Genomic DNA, 16,142 nt, shown 5'->3' on the forward strand with positions numbered 1-16,142 from the left:
ATGCCTCGCCTGAGTGCCACCCTCGATGTAGATGTACCCTTTTTTGACGTCGACGCCATGGACATCGTCTGGCACGGCCATTACGTCAAATACTTCGAGCTTGCGCGCTGCGCGCTGCTCGAGCGCATCGACTACAACTACCCCCAGATGAAGGCCTCGGGCATCGAATGGCCGGTGGTGGATCTTCGCATTCGCTACCCGCGCCCGGCCCGGTTCAATCAACGCCTTCAGGTACGGGCGACCCTGACGGACTGGGAAAGCCGGCTTCGCATCGCCTATGAGGTCGTCGACGCGGAAAGTGGTGCTCGTCTGACCCGGGGCCATACGGTTCAGGTGCCCGTCGACATGGCCTCCGGCAAACGTCTGCCACACTGCCCTGATGCCCTACTGACTCGGCTGGAGAATGTCACATGATGTCTCGTATCACTCGCCTGATCCTGATCTGCACGACGCTTGCACTGCCAATTAACGCCCTGGCCGCCGAGCTCGACCTGAACACGCTGACCCAGACGCTGAGTACCGCCGACCACGTTGAAGGACGCTTCGTACAAAAGCGTTATCTCCACGACATGGAGACCACCCTGACCAGCCACGGCACCTATCAATTCGACCGGGGTGAACAGGTCATTTGGACGTTGACCGACCCGGTTCAGGAGACGCTGACCCTCGATGATGACGGCATGCAGCGAAACGGCACCGCCATCAAGGATAGCCCTGCAGGCGTGGCACGACTGATCATGCAGCTGCTCAATGGCGACTTCGCCGCGCTTGAATCACGCTTTGATATCGCCCTTACCGGCAGCGACGCCGACTGGCAGGCTCGGCTGACGCCGAACTCGGACGCCATGCGACGCTACTTGAAACGCATCACACTGACCGGCGGCGACACGCTGTCGCATCTCGAAATGGCCTTGAGCGATGGCGACACGCTCAGCATCGACCTGACCCAGACTCGCCCATGACACCCAAAACCCACACACGCCTGGCCTGGTTCTGGGCGCTGACGCTTCTGGGCTGCGTCGTGCTTGCCGGCTGGATGATCACCCATGGCGTTCGGTTCGACACCCGGGTCACCGCGCTTCTGCCCGACACCCACCAGTCGGCTCGAGTACAACAGGCCAACGCCCAGCTTGGCAGCCAGTTTCAGGACCGGTTCGTACTGATGGTCAAAAGCGACGATCTACCAGGCAGCGTCAAGGCCCTGGCAGAACGTCTCGAACAAAGCCCCGCCGTGGAAAGGCTCCAGTGGCGCCCGGGAGATTTCGACACCGGCGACCCGGTGGCCCTTCTTGGCCCGGCGCGCTACCGCCTGCTTGACGAAGACCTTCGCAAGAAGATCGATGCCGGGGATTATCAGGCCATCGAACAGCGCGCCCTGCGCCAGCTCTTCATGCCCGACGGCCTGGACCAGCACCCGATCCGAGACCCCTACGGTCTTCTGGACCGCTGGCTTGCAGGCACCATGGCGTTGCCGTTTCGGACCGACTCGAACCTGATCACCCTGACCCATGAAGGCAGCCGATATGCAGTCCTGATCGGCACGCTCGAAGGTAATCCGTTTTCACAATCGACCCAGAGCACGCTGCATCAGGCGATCAACTCGGTCACGGCGGCGCACCCCGACATGACGCTCCTGCGCTCGGGGATGATCTTTCACGCGTACGAAGGTGCTCAGCAGGCCCGGCAGGAAATCTCGACCTTTGGCCTTGGCGCGTTGATCGGCCTGCTGCTGATCCTTTGGCTGGTGTTTCGCTCACCGAAGACCATGGCCACGCTGATGGTGCCGCTGTTGGCCGGCGGCCTGTTCGCCCTGGCGGCGACGCTCCTGGTGTTCGGGCGATTGCACCTTCTGACCATCGCCTTCGGCACCAGTCTGATCGGTATCGCGATCGACTACGCTATTCACATGCAGTGCGCTCGCGCCGCGCTCGGCCAGCGCTTTGCGCTAAGGCCCATGCTGCCCGGGCTTGCGCTCGGGCTGTTCTCAAGCGTTCTGGCCTTTGCAGCACAGGCGCTGACCCCGATGCCAGGGCTTCGCCAGATGGCGTTCTTTGCCGCGACAGGATTGATCGGCGCCTGGCTGACGGTCGTGCTGTGGCTGCCTCGGGTCACGCTTAAAACAACGCCGAGCGCCGCTGCCGCCGCGGATCGCCTGTGGTCGCTTTTCTGTGCGTTCAAGGGCCGGCTGACGGTCGCGTGGGCCCTGGTCGGCGTGGTGCTTGCGCTCTCGATCATTGGCGTGCGCCTGCACACCAACGACAGCCTTCAACTGCTGACCACTTCGTCCTCGCCGCTTTTGAAGGACGAGCAGCAGGTGCAATCGATACTCGGGCGCGATACCGGCAGCCGCTATCTTTTACTGAGTGCGGCAACCCCCGAGCAGTGGCAGGCCCGCGCCGAAATGCTCGAGCCGCTTCTCAAACGGCTGGTCAAGAACGGCCACCTCGGTGGCTATGAGCTTCTGACCGACCATGTGCCCTCAAGCGCCCATCAGGACGACAACCTCGAGCGCACCCGCACGCTCTACGACAAGACACTGGCCTCACTGTACGGCCAGGCCGGCCTGCCATCGTCGTTGATCCAAAAAGCGCAGGCACGGCTCGTCAACCCGCCGCACCTGACGCTGGAGGCCTGGCTTGAAAGCCCGCTTGGCCAAAGCGACCGCCGCCTCTGGCTTGGCCACAGTGACACAGAGGCGGGCGTTGCCGGTGTCATACCGCTGAAAGGCGCACTGGATGACGCCGGGCTTGCCGCGCTCGAACGCGCCGCCCGGCACGCACCGTATTTAAGCTACGAAGACCGCGTTGCCCGCATCGCGACTGTGCTCGGCGAGCTTCGACGTACCATCGCAGGGTGGGTTGGTGGCGCCTTCGTTGTACTGGCCGCACTGCTCGCGCTTCGCTATCGACGACGCACCTGGCGGGTCATGGCGCCGGCTGCGGGCGGTGTGCTGATCACGCTTGCCGTACTTGCCCTTGCGGGCACCCCGGTGAATCTCTTTCATCAACTGGCGCTGTTGCTCGTGATCGGCCTCGGGCTTGATGCCGGCATCTTCATGGCCGAGCACCGTGCGCGCCACGCCTGGCTTGCGATCACGCTTTCAAGTGCCTCGAGCCTTCTGGCCTTCGGGCTATTGGCGTTCAGCGCCACACCCGTGTTACACCATATCGGTCTGACCTCGCTGATCGGTTTGCTCAGCGTGTGGCTGCTGGTTCCCCTGGTTCAACCTCATACCCTCGATTTACCGGAGACACCGCATTGACTTCGACGGCGAGTGATTCAACCGACATTGCCATCATCGGCGCTGGCCCGGCCGGCGCCATCGCCGCCAAATGCCTGTGTGACCGGGGCTTTCGCGTACGTGTGATCGAAGCGGCTCAGTTTCCCCGCTTCACCATCGGCGAGAGCCTGTTGCCTCAGTGCATGGAAGACCTGGCCGCGGCGGGCCTTTTGGACACCGTCAACGACGGCGGCTATCAGCGAAAGAACGGTGCCCGGTTCAGCCAGGACGAACACGTGGTGGATATCGATTTTCGTGACAAGTTCAGCGACGGCCCCGGCGAGACGTTTCAGGTCGAGCGTGCCGAATTCGATCACCGACTGATTCAGGCGGCCATCGAAGCCGGCGCCGAGGTTCGCTTCGGCGCTCGGGTCAACGGATTTACGCCGGACGCGAACGCACCGTCTCTCGATATCACGCCGGATGACGGCGCGCCCTACCGACTCGATGCCCGTTTCGTCATCGACGCAAGCGGCCCGGGCCGTGTGCTGGCACGGCTTTGTGGTCTGAGCCGTGACCCGGCGCTTTCTCCGAGAACGGCCGTGTTCGCCCACCTTCACGACAACATCACGGCCCCCGGCTATGACCGTGAAAAGATTCTGTTGGGTGCCCATCACAGCGCCGCTGAGCGCTGGTTCTGGCTGATTCCGTTTTCAAACGGCAGGGCCTCGCTCGGCTTCGTCGAACCAAGTGACCGCCTACCCCAGCTTGGCGACAGCGCAGAAGACCGCTACCGCGCACTGTGGGCAAGTTTCCCCGAACTCAAGCGCCTTTTGGAACACGCAGAACTCCTGCGTACGCCGGGCGAGATTCAAGGGTACTCCGCCAATGTCACCGCGCTGACCGGCCCCGGTTACGCCATCGCCGGCAATGCCGGTGAGTTCCTGGACCCGATCTTTTCATCAGGCGTGACCATCGCCCTGCGTTCGGGCCGACGCGCGGCCGAGCTTGCCGCCCGCGAGCTTAACGGCGAGGCGGTCGACTGGCGCACTGAGTACGAGCAGCCCCTGCGACACGGCATCGATGTGTTTCGCGCCTTTGTCGAGGCCTGGTACGACGGCACGCTTCAAACCATCATTTTTCACCCGAACCCGCCTGTGTATCTGAAACGCATGATCAGTGCGGTGCTGGCCGGCTACGCCTGGGACACAGCCAATCCCTTCGTGGCCAATCCGCGCAAGCATCTGGGTACGCTTTTGGATCTGTGTCGCAAGGAGAGCGCCTGATGCGTCGACAGCTTGTTACCTTGGCGCTGAGCGCCCTGCTTGCCGGTCTGGCCGGCTGCGCCGTGCCCTCCGTGTCGCCCCATCCGGTGCTTGAGCACCCGGATGCTCCGACCACCGAGACGCGGCTTTTGACGATCGAACCCGAGTCGGCCCCGGATGAGCGCCAGCAGCTTCTAAGCGTACTGAAACTCAAAGATCACAGCCTGACCGTGGTGGTGGCAACGCCTACCGGCCAGCGCTTGTTCACGCTCAAGGATGACCAAAACGGCGCCCGCTTCACCCAGACGCTGACCGACCCGCCGTTTCCGGCAAGCTGGCTGGCGTCTCGGTTGGAATGGAGCCTGTGGCCGCTGGACGCCCTCAACACCGCCTGGCTTGGCAGCGACTGGTCCGCGGTCGAAACGCCGCAGGATTCCGGGCGCGTGCGCCGCATTCAAGAAGGCGATGAGACCGTTGCGACCATTCGCTATCAAAATGACCGCCTGATTTCCAACGCCCCCGTGACGCTTGAGGATCACCAGACGCGTCATCGCATCACCATTGCCCCGCTGTCGGAGCGCAGCCCATGACGTCAAATGCCCCGTTCTGTCGCCTGTCGCGCCCAGGCATTGCCTCCTGTTTCGGCAGCAACCTCGACGACATCGCCCATGCCCTCGCCCACGGTGTGCGTGGCCTCTCACAGGTGGACCGCTATACACCGGGCACGCCGCTGAGCCTCGGCCCGGTGACTCAGGCCCTGCCGGAAGAGAGCGACTGGCCCTTCAACCACCGAAGCCGCAACAACCGACTGATCAAGGCCGCGCTCGACGCGCTCGGCGACCAGCTCCCGGCGCTGCTTGACCGAGTCGCCCCCGAGCGCATCGGCGTCATCATGGGCAGCAGCACCTCAGGTGTCAGCGAGACCGAGGACGCGATCGCCCGCACCGGCGCCGGCAACGATTTCGATGACCAGTACTGCTACTACCGGCAGGAACTGGGCGCGCCCTCGGCGTTCATCGCCGAGCACCTCGGGCTCAAGGGGCCGCAGTGGACCATCTCGACGGCATGCACCTCAGGAGCGCGCGCCTTGAGCGCCGCCCGACGACTGCTGGCCACCGGCCGCTGTGATGCGGTCATCGCCGGTGGCGCCGACACGCTCTGCAACCTGACCGTACACGGATTTTCCTCGCTCGATGCGGTCAGCCCGACGCCGTGCCTGCCGTTTTCACAATACCGTCGCGGCATCAACATCGGCGAGGCGGCGGCGCTGTTCATCGTGACCCGCGATGAGGGCGGCATTCAGCTGACCGGCTACGGCGAAACCTCGGACGCCCATCACATCTCGGCGCCACACCCGGATGGCGACGGCGCGGCCCGTGCCATGCAACGCGCGCTCGACATGGCCGGACGCACGCCCACCGACATCGGCTACCTGAACGCCCACGGCACCGCGACGCCGCATAATGACGCCATGGAAGCCCGAGCGATTCATCGTGTGTTTGGCGACGTAGCCGTGCCGGTCAGCGCGACCAAGGCGTTGACCGGCCATACCCTGGGCGCAGCCGGCACGCTTGAGGCGGCGTTTTGCTGGCTGGCGCTCGAGCGCCAGTTGCTTCCGCTGCACGTTTTCGACGGGGCATTCGATAGCGCCCTGCCGCCGCTTGCACTGGTTGATAACGCCACCCCCGCGGCGCCGCTTCGTGCCGCCATGAGTAACGTCTTCGCCTTCGGTGGCAACAACGCGACCCTGTTGCTGGAGCGCACGTCATGACGGGTTTTCCACGCCCTATTGCAGAGTGTGTCCCGCACCAGGGGCCAATGTGCCTGCTCGATCAGGTCGAGGCGGCAAGCGCCGAGACCCTGACCGCCCGCGTGACGCCCACGCCGGGTGCGCTGTTTGCCGATGAAGTGGGCATCGACGCCTGCGTTGGGCTCGAGTGGATCGCTCAGGCCATCGCCGCCTGGGGCTATCTCACCGCTGAGGAAGCCGGCACGCCCAAAAAAGGGCTACTTCTGGGGGCCAAGCGCTATCAACCAAGCGTCACGCATTTCGAGTACGGCCGTACTTATCGCGTCACCATCGAACCGGAGTTCGTGGCCGACAACGGCCTTGGCACGTTCAATGGCGCGATCTGGCTCGACGACACCTGCGTGGCCCAGGGCAACCTACGTATCTTTCAACCCGATAACCCGGAGGCCTTGACCGCGTGAGTGATAACACCCTCTCTTCCCGAACCATGTTAGTGACCGGTGCCGGCCGCGGCATTGGCCGAGCAATTGCGCTGCGTCTGGCCGCCGATGGCTTCGACATCGCTGTCCACTACCGCCAAAGCGACGAGCAGGCACGTGACGTGGCCGATGAAATTCGCACCCTCGGTCGTCATGCCCGTTTGATCCAGTTCGACCTGAAAGACCGCGAGGCCGCCCGGGCGGCGCTCGAGGCTGATATGGACGAGTTCGGCGCCTACTACGGTGTGATTCTCAACGCAGGCCTGAGTGCGGACGCGCCGTTTCCGGGCATGACCGACGATCAGTGGGACAGCGTACTGGAGACGAACCTCGACGGGTTCTACGCCGTATTGAGGCCCGTTGTAATGCCGATGGTGCAGGCAAAGACCGGCGGTCGCATCGTGACGCTGTCCTCGGCGGCTGGCGTGATCGGCCAGCGCGGCCAGGTCAATTACAGCGCGTCGAAAGGCGGGCTGATCGGAGCGACCAAGGCCCTTGCGATGGAGCTTGCCAAGCGTAAGATCACGGTCAACTGTGTCGCCCCGGGCTGGATCGAAAGCGACATGACCGACGCGATCGACCGAGCCCACATCAAGTCGCAGGTGCCGATGCAGCGCATCGGTGTCCCCGAGGACGTCGCAGGCGTTGTCAGTTTTCTTTGCTCAAAAGACGCCGCCTACGTTACCCGTCAGGTCCTGGCCGTCAACGGCGGCATGTTCTAGAGCGATACGTTCAAAAAAACGGGGGGCGCCGACGCCAACAAGGGCGCCTACCGACACCAAGGAGAGGATACGCACGATGCGATATCGAACACTGACAGGCTCGATGATGGGCCTGGCACTTGCAGGGCTGATGATGACCACCCCCGCCCAAGCGCGTGACACGACCTATTATCTGCCGTTCAAGGATGTGCTTTCACTGCCCCAGGCGCGGGAAAAACTCGACCCGTCCATCAGGCTTTACTTCGGCAACCAAATCCATCCTGAGGTCGAGGCGCGCCACAACGGCTACTACGTCGATCGCAAGACCAGCTCCGTCACCAAGACCGATGAGGAAGCCTGCCGCTGGGTGGCGCTTTCGGCCTTGATCGATCTGCAGGAGCGGGCGCGCTTTGTCGGCGCCAACGCCGTTACCAACATCAGTAGCTATTACAACAAGCAGGAATACGTCGACGACAACAAGTACGAATGTCATGCCGGCAATGTCGTGGCGGGCGTCGCGCTCAAGGGCAAGATGGTCACCCTGCCCGTTCAGTGATGTCTCGGGCGAGGCACCTGCCTCGCCCTTCTCATGACTTTTCCCCTACTCCCATTTCTCACATAATGCCGCCCTTGCTCTGGGTGGACTGCCCAGATGCGCCCTAAAACGATAAGGATGCTTCATGGCAGTACGACTTTTGAAAAACACCGGCCTGCAGGTGGTCATTGCGATGATCATCGGGGTGCTGACCGGCATCGCGCTCGGTAAAGACGCTTCGATGTTCGCACCGCTCGGGGATCTGTTCATTCACCTGATCACCATGCTGGTCGTTCCGCTGATCGCGGTCGCGATTATTTCCGGCGCGGCAGGCCTCGGCAACAGCTCATCGGCCGGTCGCATGGGGGCGCTGACGCTCGGCTTCTTTCTGACAAGCAGCGCCATCGCGGTCGGCCTGGCCTTGCTTCTGGGCGAGCTGCTTCATCCAGGCGTCGGGGTCGATCTAAGTCAGAGCCTGTCCAACGAGTACGCCGATAAAGGCAACGTGCCAGGGTTTTGGGACACACTCCTTGGCATGGTACCCACCAACATCTTTGCGGCCTTGAGTCAGGCCAACATCCTGCAGATTCTGGTGTTTTGCATGTTCTTCGGGCTGGCGCTGACGCGTGTGGACAAGACCCGCGTCGCGCCCCTGCTCGATGGCCTGCAGACGGTCATGGACGCGTTTATCTGGATGATCAAGGTCGTGATGTATCTCGCACCCATCGGTGTATTCGGCCTGATGGCCGACGCCGTAGGCACCTTCGGCTTCGGTGTGCTCGAATCGGTCAGTCGACTGGTCGGAGTCTATTTTGTCGGTCTTTTGATCTTCGGGCTGGTGGTGTATCCACTTATCGTGCGCTTTTGCTCGGATCTGTCGCTCAAGGTCTTTTTCAGCCGGATGAAAAAGCCTCAGGTCGTTGCGCTCTCGACCGCCTCCAGCATGGCCACGCTGCCGATCAATATGGAAGTGGCCGAGAAGGAGCTGGGGCTTTCCAATGAAACCTGCTCATTCGTTTTGCCACTGGGGGCCACCATCAATATGGCCGGCAACGCGATCTATTATGGCCTCGCAGCGGTATTTTTCGCCCAGGTCTTCGGCGTTGATCTAAGCCTTGGCGCGTACGGTGCGATTATCTTTACCGCAACGATCGGTGCCATCGGTCAAGCGGGCGTGCCAGGCCCCTCCTTTCTGGTGGTGGCGGTATTGATCGCGGCCGGTATTCCGACCGAAGGCCTCCCGCTTCTGATCGCGCTCGACCGCATCTTCGACATGACCCGCACGGCGCTGAACGTCACCGGTGATGTGGTGGGTGCCGCAGTGGTCGATAAGTGGGGACGAAAAAACGCCTGACAAGCACGTCAAAAAAACCCGCCGATTGGCGGGTTTTTTTAAGTCGTACGTCTCAGTTTTGCTCGATCATTGGGGTCAGATCCTTTGAAACCGCCTCGAGCACGGTCTTCCACTGCAGGTACGGCTGTGCCGCCCGCCCGTTGACCAGCACGGAAAACGCCCCCCAGCGGCCACTCTTGGTCCGGAAATAGCCACCGATGGCGCGTACGGGCACCGGCTCGTTAAGCGTTCCGGTCTTGATCATGACGTTGTTCTGAAAGCTGTCGCTGCCGCGCCGGATAAAGCGCATCGGGCCGTTGACCGGTGTTTGCATTCCGGCCACGAACACTGGAAACAGCGCCGGGCGATGATACATCGCGTCCAATAGCGCCACCACACCGTGGGCAGACGTCTTGTTTTGAGGCGTCAATCCGCTGCCGCTCAGCAGTGTGACGGGGCCGTGATCCGGGATGGTCGCGGTAAAGCGCTCAAGCGCAGTGCTTGCGTTGGCAAGCGTTGCCGGCTTGATTGCAGAAAGATTGAGCGCCAGCGTATCGGCCATGAAGTTGTTGGAATAGTTCATCATGCGAAGCAGGAGTTCCTGCATCGTGGGCCCATCGACGGAAGAAAGCACCTTGGCCTGAGGCCCCGGCCGGCTGGATGTCACCGAGCCCTCGCCACCGACCTTGATGCCGGCCTGCTCGAGCAGATCCGACAGCGTATAGAGACTTTGCTGCGCGGGGTCGGCGCTGGCCCGGTAGACGTTTCGCGGGTAGGAATCGGCCGCGATCTGTCCTTTCAGATTCAGCGTATCGATCGAGCCGGTCGTGACCCGCTGCCCGGATACCGACGTTGCGCCACTCGCACGTACGGTGGTAATGCTGCTGTCGACCCGGGGCAAGGGCTTGACGCCGAAACAGCCGCTAACGCGGGCTGGATCACCGATGGCCTTGCCTGGATAGACTCGAACGCACCAGTTGGCGAAATCGACCGCGGCGGATGAAAGCAGCGCATCATAGGCATGGCGCGAGGACGTTCTGGCTCGGCAGCGATCGGTGCTCACACACGGCACCGGCCCAAACTGCCACTGACTGACCAACAGATTGCCACGAATGCGCTTGATGCCGAGCTGCTTGAGCCCCTGCACCAGCATCCAGTAATCGTTTGACGTCAGCCCCGGGTCGCCGTCGCCTTCGAGGATCAGATCACCGCGCACCACGCCCTGCTCGATAACACCGTTGGTGACCAGCCGAGTGGTGAAGCGTTTCTGAGGGCCGAACCGATCAAGCGCTGCAGCGGAGATGTAGAGCTTGCTGACCGAGGCCGGCGTCAGCAGGGTTCTTGGCGCCACCGAGCCAAGCGAGGTGTTCGTGTCCAGAAGTTCGGCGCTTGCACTGACATTGAACCCTTTGTCGCCCAATGCCTTGACGGCGTCGAAGCCGGCGGCCTGAGCGATCACCGGTGCCATGACCAAGAGTACCGCGCCTACCCAGCGTACTGCGTTACTGCGTCCCTGCATGATTGAGCTCCCTGCGTATGTTCACCGCGACAGCTTACTGATCGATTCAGAAGAAGGACAGAAGGTTCTATTAGAAAGCTAAGGCAGAAGGCTTATGTCGAACGTTAAATCGGCGTGAAGTCGCCACAGGGTCTGACCACTCAGGTCGTATTTGCGCTCGAACGGCGTCAAATACGCACCGCCTGGCGAAAACGCAGCCACATCAGGCGACGCGGAGGCATTGGCAAGCGTCAGTGCCTGCGCAAACTCCGTGACATAGAGCTGCCAGTTCGAGCGCAGCTCGAGTCGCCCACCGAGACCAACCAGCGCCGGAAAAACTGGGTGCCCGTGCCAACGCATCTTCAAGTGGCGCGCTTTTGGATACGGATTGGGGTAAAGCAGAAAATGGTGTGTCGGTTGCCACCGGGCTGCCAGCGCCAGGCGCCAGATATCCACCAGATCGGCCCGGACCAGCCGGGCGTTGTCCGGTACCGGGCCGTGGTCGCGGCTTAATCGGTCGGCGCTGCGATCAATGCCGATCACCCAGTGATCCGGAAATCGCTCGGCAAGTTTTCGAGTGGAGACGCCGACACCGCAGCCGGAATCCAGAATCAGGGGCGCCTGGGCGCTCGAGATCGACTCGGTCACGTCATCGAATGCGGCCTGGGAATGTGCAGCGATCGGGCGCTGCCAATGCGCGCCCAGAGCTCTGGACACACGCGCCTGAAGCTTGTCGTGAACGCCTGTCTGATTGGTGAAAATGGGGGAAGAATCTGCCTTCATTGCCTCGGGTCCAAACCAGCAAAACTCGCATGATACGCCGGATGGGCAAGCCCTGGCAGCCCGGGCATTTCTTAAGCCTCGGCTCAGCATGACGCGAGCGTGCGTGCGATGCTATCATCGCAGGATTGTACGCCCATGACAGCATGATGACTGCACGGGCGATCGTCGATATGAACGTTTTACGAGGGACGCGGCTTGTCACAGTTACCGGTGATCGTCGGCATGGGCGGCATCAACGCTGCCGGCAGAACCTCGAGCCATCAATCCTACAAACGTACGGTGTTAGACGCGCTCCCCGATGCGGAAAAGCGCTATACGCTGACGGGCCTTGCCACGCTCATGGCGCGTGCGTCCTTCGAGGATGGCCAATGGATCGATGCCGATGGCTCTTCCATGGATCAAGAGACGATGATTGCACGTCATCGCGACTGGATTCTTGCGCATACCAACATTCGCCGGATCGAAGATCCACAGTTCGGTGACCATGGGATTGCGGCCAACAAGAAGGCGCAGCTGTCGCTCGAGACCCCTCTGACGTTCATGCTCAGCCGGCGCCAACTGCCCGACCCGCCGCCAGCGCACTGGGATGTTCGCGACATCGACAAGCGAAAGGTCGAAGTAACGGTGCCTGCCGGGCCACTGGATCTGCTATTGCCCGAGAACCGCGACGCTCTGGTCAAAAGCGCCGGTCAACTGCCGACCGGGTTCGAGCCGAGCGCGTTCTATCGAAGCGTGCACCACCCGCGTGGGCTTGCCATGACCATTTTTGGCGCCTCGGACTGCCTCGGCCAGAGCGGCTTCGAGTGGCAGACCATCATCGACCGGCTCGACCCGGACGAGGTGGCCGTCTACGCCAGCAACTCCATCGGACAGCTCGATCAAAACGGTTGGGGTGGCCTGCTGCAAAGCTTTGTCACCGGCCAGCGCGCCACGTCCAAGCAGATGCCGCTTGGTTACGGCCAGATGCCGGCCGACTTCCTCAATGCCTATGTGCTTGGAAGTGTCGGCGCAACCGGCGGCATGCTGGGCGCCTGCGCGACGTTTCTTTATAACCTGCGCCTGGCCACCGAAGACATCAAGCACGGCCGCCGACGAGTGGTCATGGTAGGCACCTCTGACGCCCCCATCACGCCTGAAGTGGTCGAGGGCTTTCGCGTGATGAGTGCGCTGGCCGACGATGCAAGCCTCAAGGCCTTGGACGCGCTGGAGCTTCTTACCGATGAGGACTACCAGCGCGCATCGCGTCCGTTCGCCCTCAACTGCGGCTTTACCATCGCCGAGTCGGCCCAGTTCATTCTACTGATGGATGATGGGCTTGCGCTTGAACTGGGCGCCCAGATTCTTGGATCAGTGCCGGATGTGTTCGTCAATGCCGACGGCTGGAAGCGTTCGATTTCCGCCCCCGGCATCGGCAATTACGTCACGCTCGGTAAAAGCGTCAGCCTTGCTCGAGACATTCTCGGTGATACCGCGATTCGCCAGCGCAGTTATCTCCATGCGCACGGCACAAGCACTCCCAAGAATCGCATCACCGAGTCCCACGTGTTTGATACCGTGGCGCGCGCGTTCGGCATCGAGCAGTGGCCGGTGGCCGCAATTAAATCGTTTATCGGACACTCTCAGGGCAGTGCGCCGGGCGATCAGATCGCAAGCGCCCTCGGCACGTTCGAGTACGGCCTGATGCCCGGCATCGAATCGATCGATGCGATCGCCGACGACGTGGTCGCCGACCGCTTGGCCTTTTCATTCTCGACCCGCCCAATTGAGGCCGATGTGAGCTTCGTCAATGCCAAGGGCTTCGGGGGCAATAACGCTACCGCACCGATTCTGTCACCCGAGGTCACCGAGCGACTTCTCACCAAGCGCCACGGCGAGAAGGCCATGACACAATGGCGCCATCGACGCGATGAGCGGCTTGCCGATGCGGCCAACTACGAGACACGCGCGCAACAGGGCCACTTCGAGCCCTGCTATCGATTCGGTGAAGGCGTGCTGGATGGTCACGAACTCGAGATGCGTGATGACGCACTCGATATTCCCGGTTATGCACACCCGGTATCACTGAAAGCGAACAACCCGTTCGGTCGATTGGATGGCGAATAAATGGCTCGCGCCCCTTTCTTTCGTCTAGGATGCATCAGGATGCCAGGATCGGTACCGCAATGAGGCAAGGCATGAACATTGCAGTCTACCCCGGGACCTTCGATCCCATTACCAACGGTCATACGGATTTGATCGAACGGGCAGCGCGCCTGTTCGACAAGATCGTGGTGGCTGTTGCGGCAAGCCCAGGCAAGAAACCGGCACTGGAGCTCGATACGCGCGTCACACTTGCGCGAAATGTGCTTGAAAGCCTGGATAACGTCGAAGTCGTCGGGTTCAGCTGCCTGCTGACCGAACTGATCGAACAGCATCACGGCCGAATCATTTTGCGTGGCTTGCGGGCAGTATCGGATTTCGAATACGAACTTCAGCTTGCCAACATGAACCGTGCGCAGGCGCCGCATATCGAGAGCCTGTTTTTGACGCCGGAAGTTCAGAACTCCTACATTTCGTCGACGATCGTGCGCGAAATTGCACGGCTTGGAGGCGATGTCACGGCCATGGTGCATCCAGTTGTCGCCAGCGCGCTTCAGCAACACTTTCACTGACCCCATTTGACACCCGGCGGCCCCATGGCCGCCTGACCACGAGGTACTCAGTCATGTCCTTGATGATCACCGATGAGTGCATCAACTGTGACGTTTGCGAACCGGAATGCCCTAACGGGGCGATCTCTCCGGGGGAAGAAATCTATGTCATCGACCCGAGCCTTTGCACCGAGTGCGTGGGGCATTTCGATGAGCCTCAGTGCCAGCAGGTGTGCCCGGTCGACTGTATTCCACTCGACCCCGAGCGCGAGGAAACCCGAGACGCCCTGATGGAGAAGTATCAGCGCATCGTGGCCGCCGGCTAACAGCAGCTCTGCGTCGCGTATAAAAAAACGGCCACCCTGAGGTGGCCGTTTTCGTTGCCTCTGATGCAAGACAAACCATCTAAAAGGCGTAGGTCGCCAGCACTTCGACAATCTGGGATGGCTCGTCACGCCCGAAAATGTCTTCGGCGCCCTCATCGGGCAAGGCGACACCGTAGATGCCCGAGAGCGTCAAACGCTCGCTGACGCGCCAGTTGGCGTAAACATCCAGCTCCTTTGCAAACTCGTCGCTGCCAGCCCCGGCAACGTCTGCATCATCGAGGCGAAAGCGATAGGCCAGAAGCCCCGTTTCCAGATCGTCTCTCGGGGCGATCGAAGCTTTCAGCATGCCGACCTTCAAGTTGCTGTTGAACAGCATGTATTCACCGACAACCTCCCCCATGAACCAGTTACCCCAACCGCCTGCGAATTCGTAGAACAATGTATCGTAGCGTGGGCTGAACTCGGCGTAGCGATAGGCCACTTCGGGCCGCCAGGGCGTTTCGGTAAAGGTGTAGGTACTCTGGAGATACCAGGCGTGCTCGCTGAGATTTTGGGCATCGTTGCGCTCGTGCACGTACTGACCCCCGAGCGCCCAGCCCGGCAGGCGTTCAAGAGGCTTGCCCTTGAGCCGTACGTTCCAGACCGACATGCCGTCGCGGCTCTGTGTGTCGCTGTCTTCGATCTTCAAATAGGCACCGCCCAGCTTGGCGCGCTCGGCAAACGTATAGGACGCATTGATGCCATTGAGGGTTGTTTCAACGTCCGGGCCGCCCTGCTTGTACTTGTCGGCCTCAAGGCGAAACAGATCGGCATGAACGCCGCCCGAGTCAAATGAGGCCACAGCCGCGTTCTTGAACCCCTGGCTTGCGCCGATGTAGTAGCCGCCATATTTTCCAGTGTCGGTGAATCCATCCCCGATCAAAAAACCCTCGCCAAACATGAACTGCTGTCGGCCGAGTGACAGCGTGATGGCGTCGTCGTCCAGCGCATCAAAAAGCGCACCGCTTTGCCAACCGACGTAGGCGCGATCGATCCGGGCGTTTTCGGGATGACCAGGCGTCGCCCCCGACGCATCGCCGTACCTGTTGCCCCGGGTCATGCTGGTGACCGCGGTCAGCCCTGCGAACACCTTGCTCCGCCCCGTATCGAGTTCAGCGCGAAGCGTGGGCATCGCCGTGGCCTCCCACCAGCCGGGGTTTTGCCGTGTAGGCGAGCCTCCGATCGAGCGTGTGGCGCCGAAATTGGCGTTTTTGGTCGCAGCGCCAAACGCGAACGCCTTGAACCCGCCATAAAGCCGAACCCCTGAATCACTTTCATACAGCGTATGTGGCGCAGAAGGCTCCTGAATACCGGGGTCGATGTAATCCAGATCGGTTACTGCTGCCTGCGCTGACGCTGTCATCACCATGCCGGCCTCGAGTGCGCTGAGCCAGAGGATGGCGTGACGTGCGCGTGTCCTGATTGCTCGTTGTTGCATTACCTAGTCCAAAAACGGAGCCGAAGGCTCGGCTCGAAGTAAAACCTCATCACACTGCCTCGCTTCGATGGGTTTCTCATGAAAAAACAAAAGCGTAGACCGTTCGATCCGATAATGACGTACCATTTCTTTATTGTTGCCGGCC

At 61.5% G+C, this 16,142-nt stretch carries 16 protein-coding genes; 13 read left to right on the forward strand and 3 right to left on the reverse strand.

The genetic code is table 11. The features are described from left to right. From NAT49_RS11085 to NAT49_RS11130, 10 genes are all read left to right on the forward strand, one after another. Positions 1-414 (forward strand): acyl-CoA thioesterase, encoded by a 414-nt coding sequence (locus NAT49_RS11085; protein ID WP_251594174.1) that lies wholly within the window; start codon positions 1-3, stop codon positions 412-414. Beyond that, positions 411-962 (forward strand): LolA family protein, encoded by a 552-nt coding sequence (locus tag NAT49_RS11090; RefSeq protein ID WP_251594175.1) that lies wholly within the window; start codon positions 411-413, stop codon positions 960-962. The genes NAT49_RS11085 and NAT49_RS11090 overlap by 4 nt, the downstream gene beginning before the upstream one ends. Then, complete coding sequence (locus NAT49_RS11095; protein WP_251594176.1) at positions 959-3,262, forward strand: MMPL family transporter; 2,304 nt, start codon at positions 959-961, stop codon at positions 3,260-3,262. Before NAT49_RS11090 ends, NAT49_RS11095 begins: the two co-directional genes overlap by 4 nt. Next, positions 3,259-4,506 (forward strand): NAD(P)/FAD-dependent oxidoreductase, encoded by a 1,248-nt coding sequence (locus NAT49_RS11100; protein WP_251594177.1) that lies wholly within the window; start codon positions 3,259-3,261, stop codon positions 4,504-4,506. Before NAT49_RS11095 ends, NAT49_RS11100 begins: the two co-directional genes overlap by 4 nt. Next, positions 4,506-5,075 (forward strand): DUF3261 domain-containing protein, encoded by a 570-nt coding sequence (locus tag NAT49_RS11105; protein WP_251594179.1) that lies wholly within the window; start codon positions 4,506-4,508, stop codon positions 5,073-5,075. The genes NAT49_RS11100 and NAT49_RS11105 overlap by 1 nt, the downstream gene beginning before the upstream one ends. Continuing rightward, complete coding sequence (locus tag NAT49_RS11110; protein ID WP_251594181.1) at positions 5,072-6,256, forward strand: beta-ketoacyl-ACP synthase; 1,185 nt, start codon at positions 5,072-5,074, stop codon at positions 6,254-6,256. Before NAT49_RS11105 ends, NAT49_RS11110 begins: the two co-directional genes overlap by 4 nt. Further along, positions 6,253-6,696 (forward strand): hotdog family protein, encoded by a 444-nt coding sequence (locus NAT49_RS11115; protein ID WP_251594183.1) that lies wholly within the window; start codon positions 6,253-6,255, stop codon positions 6,694-6,696. Before NAT49_RS11110 ends, NAT49_RS11115 begins: the two co-directional genes overlap by 4 nt. Further along, the gene (fabG, locus tag NAT49_RS11120) at positions 6,693-7,436 is read left to right on the forward strand and encodes a 3-oxoacyl-ACP reductase FabG (protein ID WP_349773777.1); all 744 of its coding nucleotides are present in this window, start codon (positions 6,693-6,695) and stop codon (positions 7,434-7,436) included. The genes NAT49_RS11115 and fabG overlap by 4 nt, the downstream gene beginning before the upstream one ends. A 76-nt stretch (positions 7,437-7,512) precedes the next feature. Then, positions 7,513-7,971, forward strand: a complete 459-nt coding sequence (locus tag NAT49_RS11125; RefSeq protein WP_251594185.1) for an excinuclease ATPase subunit — start codon at positions 7,513-7,515, stop codon at positions 7,969-7,971. A gap of 124 nt (positions 7,972-8,095) precedes the next feature. Further along, positions 8,096-9,304, forward strand: a complete 1,209-nt coding sequence (locus tag NAT49_RS11130) for a dicarboxylate/amino acid:cation symporter (protein ID WP_251594186.1) — start codon at positions 8,096-8,098, stop codon at positions 9,302-9,304. A 52-nt stretch (positions 9,305-9,356) separates the two neighbouring features. Here the strand turns inward: NAT49_RS11130 and dacB are convergent, their stop codons facing one another. Both dacB and trmB read right to left on the reverse strand, forming a co-directional pair. Further along, on the reverse strand, positions 9,357-10,802 hold the full coding sequence (gene dacB, locus NAT49_RS11135; RefSeq protein WP_251594187.1) for a D-alanyl-D-alanine carboxypeptidase/D-alanyl-D-alanine endopeptidase: 1,446 nt from the start codon (positions 10,800-10,802) through the stop codon (positions 9,357-9,359). 78 nt (positions 10,803-10,880) lie between these two features. Beyond that, positions 10,881-11,564 carry a tRNA (guanine(46)-N(7))-methyltransferase TrmB gene (gene trmB, locus NAT49_RS11140; RefSeq protein WP_251594188.1) on the reverse strand — a complete coding sequence of 228 codons (684 nt, stop codon included), beginning with the start codon at positions 11,562-11,564 and terminating at the stop codon, positions 10,881-10,883. 222 nt (positions 11,565-11,786) lie between these two features. Here trmB and NAT49_RS11145 point away from each other — a divergent pair, with 222 nt between their 5' ends. The 3 genes from NAT49_RS11145 to NAT49_RS11155 all read left to right on the forward strand — a co-directional run bounded on the left by NAT49_RS11145 (position 11,787) and on the right by NAT49_RS11155 (position 14,520). Further along, positions 11,787-13,667 (forward strand): beta-ketoacyl synthase, encoded by a 1,881-nt coding sequence (locus NAT49_RS11145; protein WP_251594403.1) that lies wholly within the window; start codon positions 11,787-11,789, stop codon positions 13,665-13,667. A 71-nt stretch (positions 13,668-13,738) separates the two neighbouring features. Then, a complete protein-coding gene (gene coaD / locus NAT49_RS11150; RefSeq protein WP_251594189.1) occupies positions 13,739-14,215 on the forward strand; it encodes a pantetheine-phosphate adenylyltransferase in 477 nt (158 codons plus the stop codon). A gap of 53 nt (positions 14,216-14,268) precedes the next feature. Further along, positions 14,269-14,520, forward strand: coding sequence for a YfhL family 4Fe-4S dicluster ferredoxin (locus tag NAT49_RS11155; protein ID WP_251594190.1), 252 nt, complete (start codon positions 14,269-14,271; stop codon positions 14,518-14,520). A 79-nt stretch (positions 14,521-14,599) separates the two neighbouring features. Here the strand turns inward: NAT49_RS11155 and NAT49_RS11160 are convergent, their stop codons facing one another. Further along, entirely contained in the window at positions 14,600-15,997 is a 1,398-nt protein-coding gene (locus NAT49_RS11160; RefSeq protein ID WP_251594191.1) for an alginate export family protein, read from the reverse strand. Positions 15,998-16,142: the final 145 nt, after the last annotated feature.

The sequence above is a fragment of the Larsenimonas suaedae genome, assembly GCF_023712105.1.
Lineage (GTDB): Bacteria > Pseudomonadota > Gammaproteobacteria > Pseudomonadales > Halomonadaceae > Larsenimonas > Larsenimonas suaedae.

What these genes read in the sequence shown, in the direction of transcription:
- NAT49_RS11085 (WP_251594174.1), top strand. Translation starts at nt 1, where the DNA reads ATGCCTCGCCTGAGTGCCACCCTCGATGTAGATGTACCCTTTTTTGAC.
- NAT49_RS11090 (WP_251594175.1), top strand. Translation starts at nt 411, where the DNA reads ATGATGTCTCGTATCACTCGCCTGATCCTGATCTGCACGACGCTTGCA.
- NAT49_RS11095 (WP_251594176.1), top strand. Translation starts at nt 959, where the DNA reads ATGACACCCAAAACCCACACACGCCTGGCCTGGTTCTGGGCGCTGACG.
- NAT49_RS11105 (WP_251594179.1), top strand. Translation starts at nt 4,506, where the DNA reads ATGCGTCGACAGCTTGTTACCTTGGCGCTGAGCGCCCTGCTTGCCGGT.
- NAT49_RS11110 (WP_251594181.1), top strand. Translation starts at nt 5,072, where the DNA reads ATGACGTCAAATGCCCCGTTCTGTCGCCTGTCGCGCCCAGGCATTGCC.
- NAT49_RS11115 (WP_251594183.1), top strand. Translation starts at nt 6,253, where the DNA reads ATGACGGGTTTTCCACGCCCTATTGCAGAGTGTGTCCCGCACCAGGGG.
- NAT49_RS11125 (WP_251594185.1), top strand. Translation starts at nt 7,513, where the DNA reads ATGCGATATCGAACACTGACAGGCTCGATGATGGGCCTGGCACTTGCA.
- NAT49_RS11130 (WP_251594186.1), top strand. Translation starts at nt 8,096, where the DNA reads ATGGCAGTACGACTTTTGAAAAACACCGGCCTGCAGGTGGTCATTGCG.
- dacB (WP_251594187.1), bottom strand. Translation starts at nt 10,802, where the DNA reads ATGCAGGGACGCAGTAACGCAGTACGCTGGGTAGGCGCGGTACTCTTG.
- trmB (WP_251594188.1), bottom strand. Translation starts at nt 11,564, where the DNA reads ATGAAGGCAGATTCTTCCCCCATTTTCACCAATCAGACAGGCGTTCAC.
- NAT49_RS11145 (WP_251594403.1), top strand. Translation starts at nt 11,787, where the DNA reads ATGGGCGGCATCAACGCTGCCGGCAGAACCTCGAGCCATCAATCCTAC.
- coaD (WP_251594189.1), top strand. Translation starts at nt 13,739, where the DNA reads ATGAACATTGCAGTCTACCCCGGGACCTTCGATCCCATTACCAACGGT.
- NAT49_RS11155 (WP_251594190.1), top strand. Translation starts at nt 14,269, where the DNA reads ATGTCCTTGATGATCACCGATGAGTGCATCAACTGTGACGTTTGCGAA.
- NAT49_RS11160 (WP_251594191.1), bottom strand. Translation starts at nt 15,997, where the DNA reads ATGCAACAACGAGCAATCAGGACACGCGCACGTCACGCCATCCTCTGG.